General features: G+C 69.6%; 18 protein-coding genes. 14 read left to right on the top strand and 4 right to left on the bottom strand.

Annotated features, from left to right (window positions below; translation table 11 throughout):
* The 8 genes from murG to CG723_RS06265 all read left to right on the top strand — a co-directional run bounded on the left by murG (position 1) and on the right by CG723_RS06265 (position 7,381).
* Entirely contained in the window at positions 1-1,095 is a 1,095-nt protein-coding gene (gene murG / locus CG723_RS06230) for an undecaprenyldiphospho-muramoylpentapeptide beta-N-acetylglucosaminyltransferase (RefSeq protein WP_100592223.1), read from the top strand.
* A 91-nt stretch (positions 1,096-1,186) separates the two neighbouring features.
* A complete protein-coding gene (locus CG723_RS06235; protein ID WP_100592588.1) occupies positions 1,187-2,029 on the top strand; it encodes a cell division protein FtsQ/DivIB in 843 nt (280 codons plus the stop codon).
* Positions 2,030-2,314: 285 nt separating this feature from the next.
* Positions 2,315-3,526 (top strand): cell division protein FtsZ, encoded by a 1,212-nt coding sequence (gene ftsZ, locus CG723_RS06240; protein ID WP_100592224.1) that lies wholly within the window; start codon positions 2,315-2,317, stop codon positions 3,524-3,526.
* Positions 3,527-3,561: 35 nt separating this feature from the next.
* Entirely contained in the window at positions 3,562-4,293 is a 732-nt protein-coding gene (pgeF, locus tag CG723_RS06245) for a peptidoglycan editing factor PgeF (protein WP_100592225.1), read from the top strand.
* 6 nt (positions 4,294-4,299) lie between these two features.
* Positions 4,300-5,019, top strand: a complete 720-nt coding sequence (locus CG723_RS06250; RefSeq protein ID WP_100592226.1) for a YggS family pyridoxal phosphate-dependent enzyme — start codon at positions 4,300-4,302, stop codon at positions 5,017-5,019.
* 127 nt (positions 5,020-5,146) lie between these two features.
* Positions 5,147-5,785: a cell division protein SepF gene (locus CG723_RS06255; RefSeq protein WP_100592227.1), complete on the top strand. Its 639-nt coding sequence runs from the start codon at positions 5,147-5,149 to the stop codon at positions 5,783-5,785.
* Positions 5,786-5,859: 74 nt separating this feature from the next.
* Positions 5,860-6,144: a YggT family protein gene (locus CG723_RS06260; RefSeq protein WP_033318070.1), complete on the top strand. Its 285-nt coding sequence runs from the start codon at positions 5,860-5,862 to the stop codon at positions 6,142-6,144.
* Between the two features lie 46 nt (positions 6,145-6,190).
* Positions 6,191-7,381, top strand: a complete 1,191-nt coding sequence (locus CG723_RS06265) for a DivIVA domain-containing protein (RefSeq protein WP_100592228.1) — start codon at positions 6,191-6,193, stop codon at positions 7,379-7,381.
* Between the two features lie 290 nt (positions 7,382-7,671).
* On the opposite strand, the gene ileS is transcribed toward CG723_RS06265, so the two are convergent.
* Positions 7,672-10,800, bottom strand: coding sequence for an isoleucine--tRNA ligase (ileS, locus tag CG723_RS06270; RefSeq protein WP_199841669.1), 3,129 nt, complete (start codon positions 10,798-10,800; stop codon positions 7,672-7,674).
* A 384-nt stretch (positions 10,801-11,184) separates the two neighbouring features.
* Entirely contained in the window at positions 11,185-11,376 is a 192-nt protein-coding gene (locus tag CG723_RS06280; RefSeq protein ID WP_100592229.1) for a DUF1059 domain-containing protein, read from the bottom strand.
* Positions 11,377-11,720: 344 nt separating this feature from the next.
* On the opposite strand from CG723_RS06280, the gene CG723_RS06285 reads away from it, so the two are divergent.
* The 6 genes from CG723_RS06285 (at position 11,721) to CG723_RS06310 (ending at position 17,374) form a co-directional block, all read left to right on the top strand.
* A complete protein-coding gene (locus CG723_RS06285) occupies positions 11,721-12,668 on the top strand; it encodes a TraR/DksA family transcriptional regulator (protein WP_234374162.1) in 948 nt (315 codons plus the stop codon).
* Positions 12,669-12,770: 102 nt separating this feature from the next.
* Positions 12,771-13,352 carry a signal peptidase II gene (gene lspA, locus CG723_RS06290; protein ID WP_100592231.1) on the top strand — a complete coding sequence of 194 codons (582 nt, stop codon included), beginning with the start codon at positions 12,771-12,773 and terminating at the stop codon, positions 13,350-13,352.
* Between the two features lie 62 nt (positions 13,353-13,414).
* The gene (locus CG723_RS06295; protein WP_100592232.1) at positions 13,415-14,356 is read left to right on the top strand and encodes an RluA family pseudouridine synthase; all 942 of its coding nucleotides are present in this window, start codon (positions 13,415-13,417) and stop codon (positions 14,354-14,356) included.
* A complete protein-coding gene (locus CG723_RS06300) occupies positions 14,353-14,859 on the top strand; it encodes a GNAT family N-acetyltransferase (RefSeq protein WP_100592233.1) in 507 nt (168 codons plus the stop codon). The genes CG723_RS06295 and CG723_RS06300 overlap by 4 nt, the downstream gene beginning before the upstream one ends.
* A 306-nt stretch (positions 14,860-15,165) precedes the next feature.
* Complete coding sequence (locus tag CG723_RS06305; RefSeq protein WP_100592590.1) at positions 15,166-16,752, top strand: Na+/H+ antiporter; 1,587 nt, start codon at positions 15,166-15,168, stop codon at positions 16,750-16,752.
* Positions 16,753-16,804: 52 nt separating this feature from the next.
* A complete protein-coding gene (locus tag CG723_RS06310) occupies positions 16,805-17,374 on the top strand; it encodes a dienelactone hydrolase family protein (protein WP_100592591.1) in 570 nt (189 codons plus the stop codon).
* Between the two features lie 4 nt (positions 17,375-17,378).
* Here CG723_RS06310 and CG723_RS06315 read toward each other — a convergent pair whose 3' ends face one another.
* Both CG723_RS06315 and CG723_RS06320 read right to left on the bottom strand, forming a co-directional pair.
* Complete coding sequence (locus CG723_RS06315; protein ID WP_100592234.1) at positions 17,379-18,377, bottom strand: zinc metalloprotease; 999 nt, start codon at positions 18,375-18,377, stop codon at positions 17,379-17,381.
* 318 nt (positions 18,378-18,695) lie between these two features.
* Complete coding sequence (locus tag CG723_RS06320; protein WP_100592592.1) at positions 18,696-20,375, bottom strand: alkaline phosphatase D family protein; 1,680 nt, start codon at positions 20,373-20,375, stop codon at positions 18,696-18,698.
* Between the last annotated feature and the right edge of the window lie 119 nt (positions 20,376-20,494).

Consider the following 20,494-nt stretch of genomic DNA (forward strand, 5'->3'; position numbering starts at 1 on the left):
GTGCATGTCGTACTCGCCGGCGGGGGGACCGCCGGCCACATCGAGCCCGCGCTCGCCCTCGCGGACGCCCTGCGCAGGCAGGACCCGACCGTGGGCATCACGGCCCTCGGTACGGAGAAGGGGCTCGAGACGCGGCTCGTACCCGAGCGCGGATACGAACTCGCGCTGATCCCCGCCGTACCGCTGCCGCGCAAGCCAACCCCTGAACTGATCACCGTCCCGGGCCGGCTGCGCGGCACGATCAAGGCGGCCGAGCAGATCCTGGAGCGCACCAAGGCGGACTGCGTCGTCGGCTTCGGCGGCTATGTCGCCCTGCCCGGCTACCTCGCGGCCAAGCGCCTCGGTGTGCCGATCGTCGTGCACGAGGCCAACGCACGCCCCGGCCTCGCCAACAAGATCGGTTCCCGCTACGCCGCGGGCGTCGCGGTCTCTACGCCCGACAGCAAGCTGCGCGGCGCCCGCTACATCGGCATCCCGCTGCGCCGCACCATCGCCACGCTCGACCGGGCGCGCGTACGGCCCGAGGCGCGCGCCGCCTTCGGCCTCGACCCGAATCTGCCGACGCTCCTCGTCTCCGGCGGCTCCCAGGGCGCCCGCCGCCTCAACGAGGTCGTCCAGCGGGTCGCTCCGCTGCTCCAGCAGTCCGGCATCCAGATCCTGCACGTCGTCGGTCCGAAGAACGAACTGCCGCACGTCCAGCAGATGCCGGGGATGCCCCCGTACATCCCGGTACCGTACGTGGACCGGATGGACCTCGCGTACGCCGCGGCCGACATGATGCTCTGCCGCGCGGGCGCGATGACCGTCGCCGAACTCTCCGCCGTCGGGCTCCCCGCCGCCTACGTCCCGCTGCCCATCGGCAACGGCGAACAGCGGCTCAACGCCCAGCCGGTGGTCAAGGCCGGCGGCGGACTGCTGGTCGACGACGCGGAACTGACGCCCGAGTGGATCATGGGCAACGTTTTGCCCGTGCTCGGCGACCCGCACCGGCTGTACGAGATGTCCCGCGCCGCCTCCGAGTTCGGCCGCCGGGACGCCGACGAGCTGCTCGTCGGCATGGTGCGCGAGGCGATCGCCTCGCGCCACCGCCAATAACACACCGGCGAGTGAGCCGAAGGGGCGCGCCGGGCTCTCGCCACCGGTCGAGGCGCCCCGGAGGTGAACCGAGCCAGGAACGGGAGTGCGCGTGGCCGGACCGACGACCGCAGACCGCGGCGAGCGGCACAAGCCGAAGTCCGGCCCGCCCCGGCCCCCTCGGGGCCGCCTGCGCCTGCGGCGCCCGCGCCTCCTGATCGTGACGGGGGTCGCGCTCCTCCTGCTCGGCGTCGGCGCCGTCTGGCTCCTGTACGGCTCTCAGTGGCTGAGGGTGGAGCGCGTGACGACCTCGGGGACCGGAGTCCTGACGCCCGCTCAAGTGCGCGCGGCCGCGGCTGTTCCGGTCGGCGCCCCGCTGATTTCCGTCGATACGGGCGTCATTGAGGACCGTCTTCGCCGGAAATTGCCCCGGATCGACTCGGTTGAGGTCACGCGTTCCTGGCCGCACGGAATCGGATTGCAAGTGACCGAGCGCAAGCCGGTTCTGATTGCCGAAAACGGTAAAAACAGCAGTAAGGGCGGAAATCGCGAAGGGGGCGCCAACGCGGGCAAGTTCGTCGAAATCGACGCCAAGGGTGTCCGTTTCGCGACCGTGCAGAAGGCCCCCCGGGGCGTTCCCCGACTGGAATTGACGCCGGATCAGTCGGGCGCCGCGGCAAGCCTTCGGCGCTTCGGGCCGGACCGTCTGGTGCGTGAGGCGGTCCGCGTCGCGGGTGATCTGCCCCCGGCCGTGGCCCGTGACACCCGTGCGGTCAGGGTCCGTTCGTACGACGATGTGTCCCTGGAGCTGAGCGGCGGCCGCACCGTCGCATGGGGAAGTGGTGAGAAGGGTGACACCAAGGCGACCACGCTCACCGCCCTCATGAAAGCGGCCCCGAAGGCGCGGCACTTCGACGTAAGTGTCCCCACCGCCCCTGCGTCATCGGGTAGTTGACGCACATCAGCGCAGGCCAGCACCCTGGTTGGGCACTGCTACGGCTGATCACATAGGGTGAAAAGAAAAACGGGAGGTTCGGCGTGTTCGTTGAACGTGCGCCACTTGTCGACTTAGTGTCCTGTTCGGAAGAGTCCAGGGAACAGACACACTGGTAACCCTAAACTTCAGCGTTAGGGTTCGGGTCGGCAGACAAGCAGTCCGGGCCGCCCCATTTCGGCATCAGTCGTCGCAACGTACCAATGCGAGGCGGCGACACGTAACTCGAGGCGAGAGGCCTTCGACGTGGCAGCACCGCAGAACTACCTCGCAGTCATCAAAGTCATCGGTGTCGGCGGCGGTGGTGTCAATGCCATCAACCGGATGATCGAGGTCGGTCTCAAGGGCGTCGAGTTCATCGCCATCAACACCGACGCGCAAGCTCTGTTGATGAGCGACGCGGACGTCAAGCTCGACGTCGGCCGTGAACTCACCCGCGGACTCGGCGCCGGAGCCAATCCGGCCGTCGGACGCAAGGCGGCCGAGGATCACCGCGAGGAGATCGAGGAGGTCCTCAAGGGGGCCGACATGGTCTTCGTCACCGCCGGCGAAGGCGGTGGCACCGGCACTGGCGGCGCACCTGTCGTCGCCAACATCGCCCGCTCGCTGGGCGCCCTGACGATCGGTGTGGTCACCCGGCCGTTCACCTTCGAGGGCCGGCGCCGGGCGAACCAGGCGGAGGACGGCATCGCCGAGCTCCGCGAAGAGGTCGACACCCTCATCGTCATCCCCAACGACCGTCTCCTGTCCATCTCGGACCGGCAGGTCTCCGTCCTCGACGCCTTCAAGTCGGCCGACCAGGTCCTGCTGTCCGGTGTCCAGGGCATCACCGACCTGATCACCACGCCCGGCCTGATCAACCTCGACTTCGCCGACGTCAAGTCGGTCATGTCCGAGGCCGGTTCGGCGCTCATGGGCATCGGCTCCGCCCGCGGCGACGACCGCGCGGTGGCGGCCGCGGAGATGGCGATCTCCTCGCCGCTCCTCGAAGCGTCCATCGACGGCGCTCGCGGAGTGCTGCTCTCCATCTCCGGCGGCTCCGACCTCGGTCTCTTCGAGATCAACGAGGCGGCGCAGCTGGTCAGTGAGGCCGCACACCCCGAGGCCAACATCATCTTCGGTGCCGTCATCGACGACGCCCTGGGCGACGAGGTGCGGGTCACGGTCATCGCGGCCGGCTTCGACGGCGGACAGCCGCCGTCCAAGCGGGACAACGTGATCGGCGGCGCGTCCGCCAAGCGCGAGGAGCCGGCACCGCGAGCCACCGAGGCCCGCCCGTCCTTCGGCAGCCTCGGCAGCGTCACCCCGCGCGACGAACCGAAGGCTCCGGAGCCCGTCGAGGCCGCCCCGGCGAACGAGATGCCGTCCGCCCCGGTCGTCTCGCCGCAGGTTCCGCCGGCCCGTCCCTACCAGGACAGCCAGGCCGAAGAGCTGGACGTGCCGGACTTCCTGAAGTGAGCGGCACAAGTGACCTGCAGAAGTGACCTCCTGAAGTGATAGGACAGCGCGACCACGCGAGCGGCGCCCACTTCGCCTTCACCGACCGGTGGGGCGGGGTGAGCGCCGCTCCGTACGAGGAGCTCAACCTCGGCGGCTCGGTCGGCGACGACCCGGCCGCCGTCCACGCCAACCGCAAGAGGGCGGCGCAGTCGCTCGGCTTCGACCCGGCGCACGTGGTCTGGATGAACCAGGTGCACGGCCCGGACGTCGCGGTGGTCGACGGACCCTGGGGTACGGCGGCCGACATCCCGTCCGTCGACGCGATCGTCACCGCACGGCGCGGACTCGCTCTCGCCGTACTCACCGCGGACTGCACCCCGGTCCTGCTCGCCGACCCCGTCGCGGGAATCGCCGCCGCCGCCCACGCCGGACGCCCCGGCATGGTCGCCGGAGTCGTCCCCGCGGCGGTAGCGGCGATGGTGGAACTCGGCGCCGACCCCGCCCGCGTCGTGGCCCGCACCGGCCCCGCCGTCTGCGGGAAGTGCTACGAAGTCCCGGACGGAATGCGCGCCGAGGTGGCCGCCGTGGAACCCGCGGCGTTCGCCGAAACCAGCTGGGGAACTCCTGCCGTCGATGTGACCGCCGGAGTGCATGCCCAGCTGGAGCGGCTCGGGGTGCGTGACCGGCAGCTGTCGCCGGTGTGCACCCTGGAGTCGCACGACCACTTCTCGTACCGCCGCGACCGCACCACCGGTCGGCTCGCAGGCTATGTCTGGCTGGACTGATGGGACATGACGGACCGTAAGGCTCAACTCGCAGCAAATCTGGCACAGGTGGAGGAACGTATCGCTTCGGCGTGCGTCGCCGCAGGGCGTAAGCGCGAGGAAGTGACCCTGATCGTGGTCACCAAGACGTACCCCGCGAGCGATGTGCGGATCTTGTCGGAACTCGGTGTGCGCGATGTCGCCGAGAACCGCGACCAGGACGCGGCGCCCAAGGCGGCGGAATGCGCGGACCTGCCGCTCCGGTGGCACTTTGTCGGTCAGCTGCAGACCAACAAGGTTCGCTCCGTGGTCGGTTATGCCGATGTCGTGCAGTCCGTCGACCGCTCGAAGCTCGTCACGTCGCTGTCGACGGCGGCCGTGCGCGCGGAGCGCGAACTCGGCTGCCTGATCCAGGTCGCGCTCGACGCCGGGGAGAACGGGCGGGGCGAGCGCGGTGGCGTGGGGCCGGGCGGAATCGGGGAGTTGGCGGCAATTGTGGCGGACGCTCCCGGTTTGCGACTCGACGGTCTGATGACGGTCGCACCGCTCACCGGCCCGTACGCGGACCGCCAACAGGCCGCGTTCGAGCGGCTGATGGATTTGTCGACTGACCTGCGCCGGGCTCATCCGGCTGCGAACATGGTGTCAGCAGGGATGAGTGCGGACCTCGAACAGGCCGTGGCGGCCGGAGCGACACATGTGCGCGTCGGTACGGCGGTACTCGGAGTCCGACCCAGGCTCGGGTAACGTCGCCAAGAAGTCGGACCACAGCAGAAAATATGGTCATTCTCGCTGATGGGCGGGGAGATCGCGTGGATCGCAGGCACTTTGGTTGACGTCAGCCGATCCACCACAGAGCGGAGGACTCAGAGCAATGGCCGGCGCGATGCGCAAGATGGCGGTCTACCTCGGCCTCGTGGAGGACGATGGGTACGACGGCCGGGGCTTCGACCCCGACGACGACTTCGAGCCCGAGCTGGACCCCGAACCTGAGCGGGACCGCAGGCGGCACGAACCCTCGCATCAGTCGCACAACACTCATCAGCCACACCAGTCCCAACGGGACGAATCGGTACGAGTGGTGCCGCCCCCCGCCCAGCGCGAACCGGTCCCGCTGCCCGCGGAATCCGGACGTCCGGCGCGAATCGCCCCCGTGGCATCCATCACACCTGAACGCCAGAGCCTGGAGAAGAACGCACCGGTGATCATGCCCAAGGTTGTGTCCGAGCGGGAGCCCTACCGCATCACGACGCTGCACCCCCGGACGTACAACGAGGCCCGTACCATCGGGGAACACTTCCGTGAGGGCACTCCTGTGATCATGAATCTGACGGAGATGGACGACACCGACGCGAAGCGACTTGTCGACTTTGCCGCCGGTCTTGTCTTCGGTCTGCACGGCAGCATTGAGCGGGTGACGCAGAAGGTGTTCCTGTTGTCGCCTGCTAACGTCGATGTCACGGCAGAGGACAAGGCCCGCATCGCAGAGGGCGGGTTCTTCAATCAGAGCTGAGACGCAGCACCGGTGAAGTGCCGGTGCAGTACTGGCAACGAGGCACGAGACACAGGGGAGAGGGAACCGCGGACATGAGCGTGGTTTTGGATGTTGTCTACATCGCGCTGATGTGTTTCCTCATCGTGCTGATCTTCCGGCTGGTCATGGACTACGTCTTCCAGTTTGCCCGCTCGTGGCAACCCGGCAAGGCGATGGTGGTCGTTCTTGAGGCCACCTACACTGTCACTGATCCACCGCTCAAGCTTCTGCGGCGGTTCATTCCGCCGCTGCGTCTCGGGGGCGTGGCGCTCGACCTGTCCTTCTTCGTACTGATGATCATCGTCTACATCCTGATCTCCGTCGTGAGCCGGCTGTGAACGATACGGTCTTGCCGAATGCCGACGACTACGTTGAGGTGAAGAGATGCCGTTGACCCCCGAGGACGTGCGGAACAAGCAGTTCACGACCGTCCGCCTCCGAGAAGGCTATGACGAGGACGAGGTCGATGCCTTCCTCGACGAGGTCGAAGGCGAACTGACTCGCCTTCTCCGAGAGAACGAGGACCTGCGCGCGAAGCTCGCCGCAGCCACCCGCGCCGCTGCGCAGAACCAGCAGCAGGGCGGCATGCGCAAGCCTCCGGAACCGCAGGACCAGCGCGGTCCCGGTGCGCCGGTGCCCGCCGCAATATCGGGTCCGCAGCCGGTGCAGCCGCAGCAGCAGATGGGTGGCCCCATGGGCGGCCCGCCCCAGCTGCCCAGCGGTGCGCCGCAGCTGCCCGCAGGCCCCGGTGGACACGGACCGCAGGGTCCCGGTCAGCAGGGTCCCGGCCCGATGGGCCAGGGTCCGATGGGGCAGGGTCACCCCGGCCAGGGTCACCCCGGCCAGAACCAGCTCGGGCAGGGCCAGATGGGCCAGGGCCAGCTGCAGCAGCAGATGGGCGGCCCGATGGGCGGTCCCATGGGTGGCCCCATGGGCGGTCACGGTCCGCAGATGCCGCAGCCCGGTCAGGGCCCCGGTGGCGACAGCGCCGCCCGTGTCCTCTCCCTTGCGCAGCAGACCGCCGACCAGGCGATCGCGGAGGCCCGTTCCGAGGCCAACAAGATCGTCGGCGAGGCCCGCAGCCGCGCCGAGGGTCTCGAGCGTGACGCCCGTGCCAAGGCCGACGCCCTGGAGCGGGACGCGCAGGAGAAGCACCGCGTCGCGATGGGCTCCCTGGAGTCCGCCCGCGCCACGCTGGAGCGCAAGGTCGAGGACCTGCGTGGCTTCGAGCGCGAGTACCGCACGCGTCTGAAGTCCTACCTCGAGTCGCAGCTGCGTCAGCTGGAGACCCAGGCCGACGACTCGCTGGCTCCCCCGCGGACGCCGGCAACCGCGTCGCTGCCGCCGTCGCCCGCGCCTTCCATGGCGTCGGCCGGTGCGGGTGCCCCGTCCTACGGCGGCAACCAGACCATGGGCGGCAACCAGCCTCCGGCCGGTCCGTCCTACGGTGGCCAGCAGCAGATGTCGCCGGCGATGACCCAGCCGATGGCGCCGGTGCGGCCGCAGGGTCCCGCGCCGATGCAGCAGGCTCCGTCGCCGATGCGCGGTTTCCTCATCGACGAGGACGACAACTGACGGGCGTGACCACGCCTTAGGCGTCGGCAGCGTTCAAGGGCCGGGCCCCCGGATTTCCGGGGGCCCGGCCCTTTGCCGTGGTCAGGGTGCGGAAGTCGCTGTGGGCCAGAGGCGGATACAGCCGTTGGCCATGGGCGGGCACCGCTGTGAGTCCAGTGCGGACACCGCTGTGGCCAGGCGCGGATGCTGCCTCGGGTGCGGTGCAGAAACGTTCATCTGTGCGTGAGTACGAAACGCCGAAGGCCCGGTCCCGCCAAGATCTTTGGCGGGACCGGGCCTTCGGTCGTGGGTTACGCCTTGCGCAGGCGGAACGTGAGGGCGAGCGGCTCGTCCGTGAACGTCTCGCCGTAGGTGTCGTCCGCCTCGCCCTGGGCGAAGTCCGTGGCGAGCACCTCGTCCGCGATCAGCGTGGCGTGCTCGGACAGGGCCGAGACGACCGCGGGCTCCGTGGACGTCCACCGCAGGGCGATCCGGTCCGCGACGTCCAGGCCGCTGTTCTTACGGGCCTCCTGGATCAGGCGGATCGCGTCACGGGCCAGGCCCGCCTGACGCAGCTCCTCCGTGATCTCCAGGTCGAGCGCCACCGTCGCGCCGGAGTCCGAGGCGACGGACCAGCCCTCGCGCGGGGTCTCCGTGATGATGACCTCGTCGGGGGCCAGCGTGATCGTCTCACCGTCGATCTCGACCGACGCGGTGCCTTCGCGCAGGCCGAGCGAGAGCGCGGCGGCGTCCGCTTCTGCGACCGCCTTCGCGACCGCCTGGACGCCCTTGCCGAACCGCTTGCCCAGGGCGCGGAAGTTCGCCTTGGCGGTCGTGTCGACCAGGGAGCCGCCGACCTCGGAGAGCGACGCCAGCGAGGAGACGTTGAGCTCCTCGGTGATCTGGGCGTGCAGCTCCGGGTTGAGCGTCTCGAAGCCCGCGGCCGCGACCAGCGCGCGGGACAGCGGCTGACGGGTCTTGACGCCCGACTCCGCGCGCGTGGCGCGGCCCAGCTCGACGAGGCGGCGGACGAGGACCATCTGCCGCGACAGGTCCGGGTCGATGGCGGAGAGGTCCGCCTCCGGCCAGGTGGACAGGTGGACCGACTCGGGGGAGTCCGGTGTGACCGGGACCACCAGGTCCTGCCAGACCCGCTCCGTGATGAACGGCGTCAGCGGCGCCATCAGACGCGTGACCGTCTCGATGACCTCGTGCAGGGTGCGCAGGGCCCCCTTGTCGCCCTGCCAGAAGCGGCGGCGCGAGCGGCGCACGTACCAGTTCGACAGGTCGTCGACGAACGAGGAGAGCAGCTTGCCGGCGCGCTGGGTGTCGTACGCCTCCAGGGCCTGCGTCACCTGGTCGGTGAGCGCGTGCAGTTCGGAGAGCAGCCAGCGGTCGAGCAGGGTGCGGTCGGCGGGGGCCGGGTCGGCCTCACTGGGGGACCAGTCCGACGTACGGGCGTACAGGGCCTGGAAGGCGACCGTGTTCCAGTACGTCAGGAGGGTCTTGCGGACCACTTCCTGGATCGTGCCGTGGCCGACGCGGCGAGCGGCCCAGGGGGAGCCGCCGGCGGCCATGAACCAGCGCACGGCGTCAGCGCCGTGCTGGTCCATCAGCGGGATCGGCTGGAGGGTGTTCCCCAGGTGCTTGGACATCTTGCGGCCGTCCTCGGCGAGGATGTGGCCGAGGCACACGACGTTCTCGTAGGACGACTTGTCGAAGACGAGCGTGCCGACCGCCATGAGGGTGTAGAACCACCCGCGGGTCTGGTCGATGGCCTCCGAGATGAACTGCGCCGGGTACCGGCTCTCGAAGAGCTCCTTGTTCTTGTACGGGTAGCCCCACTGCGCGAACGGCATCGAACCCGAGTCGTACCAGGCGTCGATGACCTCGGGCACGCGCGTGGCCGTCTTCTCGCACTGGGGGCACGCGAAGGTGACCTCGTCGATGAAGGGGCGGTGCGGGTCGAGGTCCGCCAGGTCGGTGCCGGTCAGCTCGCCGAGCTCGGCCAGCGAGCCGACGCAGGTGAGGTGGTCGTCCTCGCAGCGCCACAGCGGGAGGGGGGTGCCCCAGTAGCGGCTGCGGGACAGCGCCCAGTCGATGTTGTTGTTCAGCCAGTCGCCGAAGCGGCCGTGCTTCACGCTCGAAGGGAACCAGTTGGTCTTCTCGTTCTCCTGGAGAAGGCGGTCCTTGATCTCCGTGGTGCGGATGTACCAGGACGGCTGCGCGTAGTAGAGCAGCGCCGTGTGGCAGCGCCAGCAGTGCGGGTAGCTGTGCTCGTACGGGACGTGCAGGAAGAGCAGACCGTGGTCCTTGAGGTCCTCGGTGAGCTTTTCGTCCGCCTTCTTGAAGAAGACACCGCCCACGAGCGGCACGTCCTCTTCGAAGGTGCCGTCGGGACGGACCGGGTTCACCACCGGCAGGCCGTACGACTTGCAGACCTTGAGGTCGTCCTCACCGAACGCGGGGGACTGGTGGACGAGACCGGTGCCGTCCTCGGTCGTGACGTAGTCGGCGTTGACCACGTAGTGGGCCTCGGCCGGGAACTCCACGAGCTCGAACGGGCGTTGGTACTTCCAGCGCTCCATCTCGGCGCCGGTGAAGGACTCGCCGGTCTTCTCCCAGCCCTCGCCGAGCGACTTCTCGACGAGGGGCTCGGCGACGACGACCTTCTCGTTGCCGTCCGTCGCGACGACGTAGGTGACGTCGGGGTGCGCGGCGACCGCCGTGTTCGAGACGAGCGTCCAGGGGGTCGTCGTCCAGACGAGGAGCGAGGCCTCGCCGGCCAGCGGACCGGAGGTGAGCGGGAAACGGACGTAGACGGAGGGGTCGACGACCGTCTCGTAGCCCTGTGCCAGCTCGTGGTCCGAGAGCCCGGTGCCGCAGCGGGGGCACCAGGGGGCGACGCGGTGGTCCTGGGTCAGCAGGCCCTTGTTGAAGATCTCCTTGAGCGACCACCACACGGACTCGATGTACGCGGGGTCCATCGTGCGGTACGCGTCGTCGAGGTCGACCCAGTAACCCATGCGGGTCGTCAGGTCGGTGAAGGCGTCGGTGTGCCGGGTCACGGACTCGCGGCACATGGCGTTGAACTCGGCGATGCCGAACGCCTCGATGTCCTTCTTGCCGTTGAAGCCGAGCTCCTGCTCGACCGCCAGCTCCACGGGCAGGCCGTGGCAGTCCCAGCCGGCCTTGCGGGCCACGTGATAACCGCGCATGGTGCGAAAGCGCGGGAAGACGTCCTTGAAGACACGGGCCTCGATGTGGTGGGCGCCCGGCATGCCGTTGGCCGTGGGCGGGCCCTCGTAGAACACCCACTCGGGGCGTCCCTCGGACTGCTCCAAGCTCTTGGCAAAGATCTTCTGCTCGCGCCAGAAGTCGAGCACGGCGTGCTCGAGGGCGGGCAGGTCGACCTGGGCGGGCACCTGGCGGTACGTCATCGATCTTCCTCCGGCGGACACTGTTTCTTCCGTCTCCGTCGGAGGGACGAGAGCTTCGTCTGTGACGTACGCCGTGTGCGGCGTGCTCCCGCGGTACCACCCTCCTTGGCCCTCCGGGGCGCTGACTGCTCCGGTGAGCCCCCTCATTGGGGTCGCGATGCCGGCTCTACTCGCCCCGCGAGCGGGGCTTTCTTCCGGCGGCTCCGGGGTGATCTTCGCGTCGCGCTCGCCCCCGGGCTTCCACCGTCCCCGGGTCGCTCTTGGCTGCGTACGCCGCTACTCGGCCCCATCCACGCTTCTCGCTCCGCCCAGTGTACGGGGCGTGGGCGCACGCGGCCGACCGGTTTTGGGGCGGGCGGCGTCAGGGACCCGGGGCGGTCGGTGTCAGGCGTGCTGGGGGATCTCGTCCTTGAGGTTGCTGCGGATCATGTTCCGCAGCTCGGGGGTGTCGGTGTGACCGTGAACGGACACGGAGTGCTCGGCCGCGGCGCGGACCACCTCGTCCTCCTCACCCGTGATGGCGAGGGTGCAGTTCGTCTCGCTCGGCACGTCACGGCAGTCGACTACTTTGCGCATGATGATGCACCTTCTCTATTTATGCCTCAGTTTATTCCTCAGAGGTGTTGTCGTAGGGGCTCGTCAGAGATCTTGCCGGGCTGGTCACGGCCTCGCGGGCTGACCCGAATGGCGACACGGGGCCCGACGGATCGCGGGGCCGGGCGCCTCGGCGGATTACCCGGCGGGGAGCTGGGCACAACGCTTGCAAGTCTGCCGCGCGGGACGTGCGGGGCGGGCGCATCGGGCGGTGTGCCCCGTTGCCGCGGGTCAGAAGTCGATTTATCGTCCCAGCACGATTCGCGAGCAAGATCACAAAATGTGAAGGGGCCGCGGCCATGGTGGCGAAAAAGAGACCGGTGGGGGTGCGTGAGGCATCCGCCGGCGTGAAGGTCGCGGTCGAGGAGGCGGGGCCTGCGAAGGCGGCGGCCGACGCGGCCCCGGCCGCGAAGAAACCGGCCGCCGGGAAGAAGAGCATCGCGACGAAGACGGCGGCCAGGAAGAGCGCGGGTACGAAGAGCGCGGCGGCCAAGAAGACGGCGAAGGCCGCGAAGGCGGCGGCCGAGACCGTGACCAAGACCGCCAACAAGACCGCTCGGTCGGCAAAGGCCGCGAAGTCCACGAAGGCCACGAAGGCCACGCAGAGCGCGGACACCGCGCAGGCCTCCGAGGAAGCGGAAAGCGTCGTCGCCGAGGAGGGCGCGGCCGGGAGAACGGGCGCCAGGAAGAACGCGGTCAAGAAGGCCACTGGCCACAAGAGCGCGGAGAAGAAGGCGGTCGCGTCCGCGGCCGATGGCGCGGCGTCGGCCGCGGAGACGACGGGAGCCACGACTGTGGTTGCGAAGAAGACCCCCGGTACGGCCACGGCGAAGAAGCCCCGCGCGGTGCCGAATGCGCGGGTCGCGGCCGTGGAGCCGGGCGAGCTCGCGGTACGGCCGGGCGAGGACCCCTGGACCCCGGCCGAGGTCGCGGAGGCGCGGGCGGAGCTCCAGAGCGAGGCGCTGCGCCTGAACAGCGAGATCGAGTCGTCGGAGAAGGCCCTCGTCGGGCTCATGAGGGACTCCGGGGACGGCGCCGGCGACGACGAGGCGGACACCGGCACGAAGAACATCACGCGGGAGCACGAGCTGTCGCTGGCCGCGAACGCCAGGGAGATGCTCCAGCAGACCGAGCGCGCCCTGGAGCGGCTCGACGCGGGCACGTACGGGATCTGCGAGAACTGCGGGAACCCGATCGGCAAGGCGCGGATGCAGGCCTTCCCGCGGGCGACCCTGTGCGTCGAGTGCAAGCAGAAGCAGGAGCGCCGTTCCTGACCCGGCGGCGCGCTCCGTCATGGAGTCGCTCCTGGGCTGCTGAGGGCGTACGTGTGTGCCGTACTCTCGTCCTCAGTCAGGTACCTAGGTTGAGGGACTCACGTGGCAGAGGCGGAGCGTGTCATCGGTACTCCGGACACCCCGGATGCGGGGGCAGACGGGCCGGACAACGGCGGGGAGGCCCAGGAGCGGCCCAAGGGCAAGCGGAAGATCGCCGTGCTGTTCGCGGTGGCCGCCCTCGCGTACGCCCTCGACCTGGTCAGCAAGATGATCGTGGTCGCGAAGCTGGAGCACCACGAGCCGATCGAGCTCCTCGGTGACTGGCTGCGGCTCGAGGCGATCAGGAACGCGGGCGCCGCGTTCGGCATCGGCGAGGCCTTCACGATCATCTTCACCGTGATCGCCGCGGCCGTGATCGTCGTGATCGCCCGGCTCGCCCGCAAGCTCTACAGCCTGCCCTGGGCGATCGCGCTCGGGCTGCTCCTCGGCGGGGCGCTCGGCAATCTCACCGACCGGATCTTCCGTTCGCCCGGTGTCTTCGAAGGGGCCGTGGTCGACTTCATCGCGCCGAAGGACTTCGCCGTGTTCAACCTCGCCGACTCGGCGATCGTGTGCGGCGGCATCCTGATCGTGCTCCTGTCGTTCCGGGGCCTCGACCCGGACGGGACCGTCCACAAGGACTGAGCGACCAGGGGCTTTCCCCTCGCGCGGTCCGGAGTGTCGGCGGGCTCCTGCATACTCAATGGGTGAGCACGATTCCCGAGATCCGAACCCTGCCCGTGCCCGACGGCCTGGAGGGCGAGCGCGTAGACGCCGCCATCTCCCGCATGTTCGGCTTCTCCCGCACCAAGGCCGCCGAGCTCGCCGCGGCGGGGAAGGTGGCGGTCGACGGCTCGGTGGTCGGGAAGTCCGAGCGGGTGCACGGCGGTGCCTGGCTCGAGGTGGAGATGCCGCAGGCGCCTGCCCCGGTGCAGATCGTCGCCGAGCCCGTCGAGGGCATGGAGATCGTCCATGACGACGACGACATCGTCGTGATCATGAAGCCGGTCGGCGTCGCCGCGCACCCCAGCCCCGGCTGGACCGGGACGACGGTGATCGGCGGCCTCGCAGCCGCCGGGTACCGGATCTCCACGTCCGGCGCCGCCGAGCGCCAGGGCATCGTCCACCGGCTCGACGTCGGCACCTCCGGCCTCATGGTCGTCGCCAAGTCGGAGCGCGCGTACACGACGCTGAAGCGCCAGTTCAAGGAGCGCGTCGTCGACAAGCGCTACCACTCGCTGGTCCAGGGCCACCCGGACCCGATGAGCGGCACGATCGACGCCCCCATCGGGCGCCACCCGAACCACGACTACAAGTGGGCCGTGACGGCCGAGGGCAAGCCCTCCGTCACGCACTACGACCTCATCGAGGCGTTCCGCGCCGCCAGCCTCCTGGACATCAAGCTGGAGACGGGGCGCACGCACCAGATCCGCGTGCACATGTCGGCCCACCGGCACCCCTGCGTCGGCGACCTGACGTACGGCGCCGACCCGACGCTCGCCAAGCGGCTCGGCCTCACCCGGCAGTGGCTGCACGCCGTGCGGCTCGGCTTCGAGCACCCGGCCGACGGCGAGTGGGTCGAGTTCTCCAGCGAGTACCCCGAGGACCTGCAGACGGCCCTGGACCGCGTCCGGGCGGAGAGCTCGTGACCGTGCCGCAGCCCTCTTCCTCATACGTGGTGCGGGTCGCCGACAGTGAGGCCGACCGCAAGGCGTGCTTCGCCGTGCGCCAGGAGGTCTTCGTCGTCGAGCAGCGGGTTCCTCAGGAGCTCGAGTACGACGAGCACGACGCCGGTTCAGGCACGGTGCACGTGCTGGCGCTGCGCGCCGACGGTGAGCCGCTCGGCACGGGGCGGCTGCTGACCGGCGCCGCCGCAGTGGCGAAGAACGGCGGTGACGCCGGGGTCGGCGCGCTCGGCCGGCTCGCGGTGGCGAAGGCCGCGCGCGGGCTCGGCGTGGGCGCGGCCCTCGTGCGGGCCATCGAGGACGCCGCGGCGGAGCGTGGACTCGTCGCCGTGGACCTGCACGCGCAGACACATGCGCTGGGGTTCTACGAGCGCCTCGGCTATGCCGTGTACGGGCCGGAGTTTCCCGACGCGGGGATTCCGCACCGGGCGATGCGGAAGGCGCTGGGGCAGCCGGACGCCCCCTAGGGCCTGTCGTCATGTTCCCGCCTGCCTGGCGGCGTCTGGCACGCACTCCCCCAAGCTCTCGGCTTCGCTCGAGCAGGGGAGACCCCTGTCGAGGACTCTCCGGCGCCTGGCGATCGCACGCACCAGACGCTGTCAGGCCCTCCCTCAGGCCGGACGACTGGAATGTGACGACCGGCCCTAGGGCCGCGCGGCCTGGTCTCAACGGCACCGACTCGCGCCACAAATCACCACAGAGCGACGTGCGTGGCACGCTGGGGACTTGATCGTCCGATGGCTTGACCGCCGCTACTCGCCGGGGTGCGCACCGTGGATCAGTTGGCCCTGCTGTTCGTGCTGTTGCTCGGGGCCGTGCTGAGCGTGCCGCTCGGAGACCGGCTCGGGCTGCCCGCGCCCGTGCTGATGACGCTGCTCGGCATCGGCCTGGCGCTCCTCCCGGTCGTGCCGAACGTCGAGGTCCCGCCCGACCTGATCCTCCCGATCCTGCTGCCGCCCCTGCTCTACGCGGCCGTGAAGCGCACGTCATGGCGCCAGTTCGCCGCGAACAAGAGGCCGATCTTCCTGCTTGCCGTGGCCCTGGTCTTCGTCACCACGGCGGCCGTCGCGTTCGTCGCCAACGCCATCGTGCCGGGCCTGCCGATCGCCGCGGCCGTCGCGCTCGGCGCCCTCGTCGCACCGCCCGACCCCGTCGCCGCGACCGCGGTGGCCGGCCAACTCGGCCTGCCCCGCCGCCTGGTGTCGACCCTGGAGGGCGAGGGCCTGTTCAACGACGTGACCGCGATCGTGCTCTACCACGTGGCCATCGCCGCCGTCGTGAGCGGCAGTTTCTCGTGGCCGGAGGCCGTCGTCTCGCTGCTCCTGTCCGCCGTCGTGGCGCTGGTCGTCGGGCTCGTGATCGGCTGGACCGCGAACAAGCTGATGGACTTCCTCGACGACTCCACGCTCCAGATCGGCCTGACGCTCCTGATGCCGTACGCCTCGTACGTGCTGGCCGAGGAGCTGCACGGCTCCGGGGTGCTCGCCGTACTCGTCACGGCGCTCTTCCTCGCCGAGTACGCGTTCGACGCGGACGACGTCATGACCCGGCTGACCGGCCGCGCCTTCTGGGACATCGTCGACACACTCGTCACCGGCGTCGCCTTCGGCCTCATCGGCCTCGAACTGCACAACGCGATCAGGACCGCGTCCGGCCGCTGGGGCGAGATGCTCGGCTGGGCCGGCACCGTCGTGGCGGTCGTCATCTTCGTACGTCTGCTGTGGCTGCTTCCGGCTACCTGGCTGACGCGGCGTCTGCATGCGCGGCGGGATCTCGACGAGGACATCCCCATCTCCTGGCGCGAGACCGTGATCATGTGGTGGGCCGGAATGCGCGGGGTCGCCTCCGTCGCGCTGGCCCTCGCCATCCCGTTCACGATGGACGACAAGTCACCGTTCCCCGACCGCGACGAGATCGTCTTCATCGCGTTCGGCGTCATCATGGGCACCCTCGTGCTCCAGGGGCTGAGCCTGCCCTGGCTGGTGAAGAAGCTGGGGGTCAAGGCGGACGCCGAGAAGGAGAAGGAGTTCGAGCAGCAGCTCGCGCTCCGCGCGGCCAGGGCCGCCAAGCGTCGCCTCAAGGAGATCGAGGAGGTCGAGGAGCTGCCCGACGACCTCTCCGACCAGATGGCCCGCAGGGCCTACGACATCGGGCTGCGCATCGACCCCGAACTGGGCAGCGAGGAACGCAAGGAGGCCCAGGCCAAGCGCTTCTCAAGGATCAAGCGCGTGCGCCGCATCCAGAACGAGATGCTCTCCGCCGCCCGCCACGAGGTGCTCGCGGCGCGCAGCGAGCCGGGCGCCGACCCCGAGATCGTGGACCGCGTGCTGCGCCACCTCGACGTGCGCAGCCTGCGCTGAGGAGCGCGGCCGCTGACGGTGACGGGCGCCCCCGGATGGCACCATGGGCCCCATGAACATCATGCTTTTCCACTCGACGTACGGCCTGCGTCCCGCCGTCCGTGACGCGGCCGACCGGCTGCGGGCCGCCGGACACGAGGTGTGGACCCCGGACCTCTTCGAGGGCCGCACCTTCGACACCGTCGAGGAGGGCATGGCCTTCAACGAGGAGATCGGCAAGGACGAGCTGCTCAAGCGCGCCATCCTCGCTGCCGCTCCGTACTCCGAGCGCGGGCTCGTCTACGCCGGCTTCTCCCTCGGCGCCTCGATCGCGCAGACCCTGGCCCTCGGTGACGACAAGGCGCGCGGCCTGCTGCTCCTGCACGGCACCTCGGACATCGCCGAGAACGCCTCCGTCGACGAGTTGCCCGTACAGCTGCACGTCGCCGAGCCCGACCCGTTCGAGACGGACGACTGGCTGAGCGCCTGGTACCTCCAGATGGGCCGGACCGGCGCCGACGTGGAGGTCTACCGGTACGCGGGCGCCGGCCACCTCTACACCGACCCCGAACTGCCGGACTACGACGCGGAGGCGGCCGAGGCCACCTGGCGGGTGGCGCTCGGCTTCCTCGATTCGCTCTAGGCGACTAGCCCGCGCGGTACGCCGTCCAGCTGTCCTTCATCCGCTGCACCTGGCCCGCGGTGAACTGGTACATGCAGGAGTCGTACGTGTAGTCCATGAAGTTGTGGATCGGGTCGACACCCGTCTTGTTGGTGCAGGTGTCGCGCCCGGTCGGGCACTCGAACGCGGCGCTCTTCTCGGCCGGGGTGTCGGAGACGTAGTCGCCGTTGCCGTTACAGCCGCCCTGGAACGTGTGGTAAAGCCCCATCCAGTGGCCGATCTCGTGGGTGCCCGTGTCGCCCTGGTTGTAGTTGGTGGCCGAGCCGCCCGGCAGGGAGGTGTCGAGGACGACCACGCCGTCGTCGGACGGGTTCGACTTGTACGAGGACGGGAAGGTCGCCCAGCCGAGCAGGTCGTCGCCGAGGTTGGCGGTGTAGAAGTTCAGCGCGCCCGCGCCGCCCTTGCGCAGCGAGGACTTCATGGACTTCTCGGCGGCGGAGCCCGGCGTGATGCCGTTGTACCAGGCGGCGTTGTCCGTGTAGTCGGTGCCGGCCAGCGTGAACGTGAAGCCCGAGTCGTTGTTGCCGGTTCCCTGGCCGCTGTAGGCCGCGTTCAGGACGTCGATCTGCTTGGTGATGTCGGTCGACGTGAGCTTGCCGGTCGCGCCGTCGTGGACGACGTGGACGTAGACCGGGATCGTGGTCGACGCGGCGGCGAGGCCTCTGGAGAGCGTTCCGTCGGCGCGCATCTTGTCGAGTCTGCGCTGCATGTCCGCGTCCATGGACTTGGCCTTGGCCGCGCTGACCTCGTTCGGCTCCTGCGCGTGGCCGGCGCCGGTGGGCTTCTTCTCGCGTGCCACGGCGTTGCCGCTGTCGGCGCACTTCTCCGCCGAGGCCGACGCCTTGGTGGTCGCGGCGCTGCCCGACGGGGCGGACAGCGGGGCGATGGCCAGGGTTCCGGCCACCAGTGCGGTGCCGATCAGCCGGCGGCGCATCAGCGGAGATATTCGGGCAAGCGTGGTCATGCGGACTCCTCGCGGACGGGTGGGGGGAGGAACTTCCTCGCCGCCGCGGGGAGATTACGTGGCCATGTCAGGTCTTGAAGAGCGATGTTCTGGCCCAATCAACTACCGCTCTTCCTCCGGCAATTCGGGGCAACGGGAAGAAATTTTCGTGTGACGTCCGGAGTTTGGGATGCGGGCGTAACGGGGGCGGTTACCACGACGGGTGGTGTGTCCGCATTCGATCCACGGGCAGCACCACCCGCCGTAGCGGTGTGATCTGTTCTTAACGCGCCGACGAGTGGCTGGAATTGGCCTCTCGTGCGCCACCCGAGGTTCGGGTCAGCGCACCGGCGCGTTCACCCTCTCGACCTTCTGCGTGCCGTTGAGGGTGCGGTAGGAGCGGGCCCAGGAGGTCGTCGCGGCCGGATCCTTGCGGTCGGAGACGACGTAGTAGTCCATCTGCGAGCGCTCGGCGGTGACATCGAGGACGCCGTAGCCGTGCGCGTCCATGTCCAGCCACTTCACATGGCGGTTGGCCGCCTTGATGGCCCCCTCCGCCACCGTCGAGATGGTGTTCGGAGCCACGTGCAGGATGTCGTCGAGGTTGTCGGAGGTCACCGAGGTGACGACGAACTCGGTGGCCGCGGAGGGGGAGAGCGGATACGTGCCGGCGGTCACCGGCACGTCGTTCGCCCACGCCATGTGGATGTCGCCGGTGAGGAAGACCGTGTTGCGGATCGCCTTGTCCCGCAGGTGCCCGATCAGCTCCTTGCGGTCGTGCGTGTAGCCGTCCCACTGGTCGACGTTGATCGCGAGGCCGCCCGTGGGCAGGCCGAGCAACTCGGCGAGCGGCTCCAGCAGATGGGCCGGCAGTGAGCCGAAGGCGACCGGCGAGATCATCACCGAGGTGCCGACCAGCTTCCACGAGGCGTCGGATGCGGCCAGGCCCGCCTTCAGCCAGTCGAGCTGGGCGCGGCCGGTGATCGAGCGCTCGGGGGAGTCCACGTCGCCGTTGCCGACGGTCGACTGCTGCGAGCGGAACGAGCGCAGGTCGAGCAGGTGCAGATCGGCCAGCTTGCCGAACCGCAGGCGGCGGTAGACCGTGCCTGCGGTGGACGGGCGCACCGGCATCCACTCGAAGTAGGCCTGCTTGGCGGCCTGCTGGCGCGCCGCCCAGTCGCCCTCGGTGTCCGGCGTGTGATTCTCGGCGCCGCCCGACCAGGCGTCGTTGGCGAACTCGTGGTCGTCCCAGATGGCGATCAGCGGGTGGGCGGCGTGCACGGCCATCACGTCGGCGTCGGTCTTGTGCAGGCCGTGGCGCACGCGGTAGTCGGCGAGCGTGAGGATCTCGTGCCGCGGCTCGTGCTGCCGTACGACGTACTTGGCCTCGGGGTACTCGCCGGTCTTGTACTCGTAGATGTAGTCGCCGAGATGGAGCACCGCGTCCAGGTCGGTGCGGGCGGCGAGGTGGCGGTACGCGGAGAAGTAGCCGGCCTCCCAGTTGGCGCACGAGACCACGCCGAACCGGACGCCCGCGGCCTGCGCGTCGAGCGCGGGCGCCGTGCGCGTACGGCCCACGGGGGACACGGCGCCCTGGGTGCCCTCTACAGAGAAGCGGAAGTAATAGACGCTCGCCGGGAGAAGACCCCTTACATCGGCCTTGACGGTGTGGTCGGCGGACGCCCGGGCGGTGGTGGTGCCGTGGGCGACGACCTGGCGGAAGTCCTGGTCCTGCGCGACCTCCCAGCGGACGTCCGTGGCGGGGCCCTTTCCGGAGCCGGGCACCGCGTCGGGGGTGGGCGTCACGCGCGTCCACAGGAGGACGCCGTCGGGCAGCGGGTCGCCCGACGCGACGCCGTGCAGGAAGGCGGGCCCGTCGGCCGCGTGCGCGGCGGGCGCGGTGGCGAGCGGGGCGAGGGCGGCGGCGCCTGCTGTGGCGGCAGCGGCCTTCACGACCGAACGGCGGCGCGGGGCAGGGGAGTTGGCCGTCCCGGCAGCAGTGGCGAGAGGGCTGTCTATGTTGAGTCGACTGGTCACAGGTGATCACATTACTGACCAGTAAGAGCAAAGTGTGGGCGAACTCCGAAGAGTTCGCCCACACTTCGACGGCGCGTCAGCCGGTGAGGCCGCCGGTTCGC

The organism is Streptomyces sp. CB01635, from assembly GCF_002803065.1.
GTDB lineage: Bacteria > Actinomycetota > Actinomycetes > Streptomycetales > Streptomycetaceae > Streptomyces.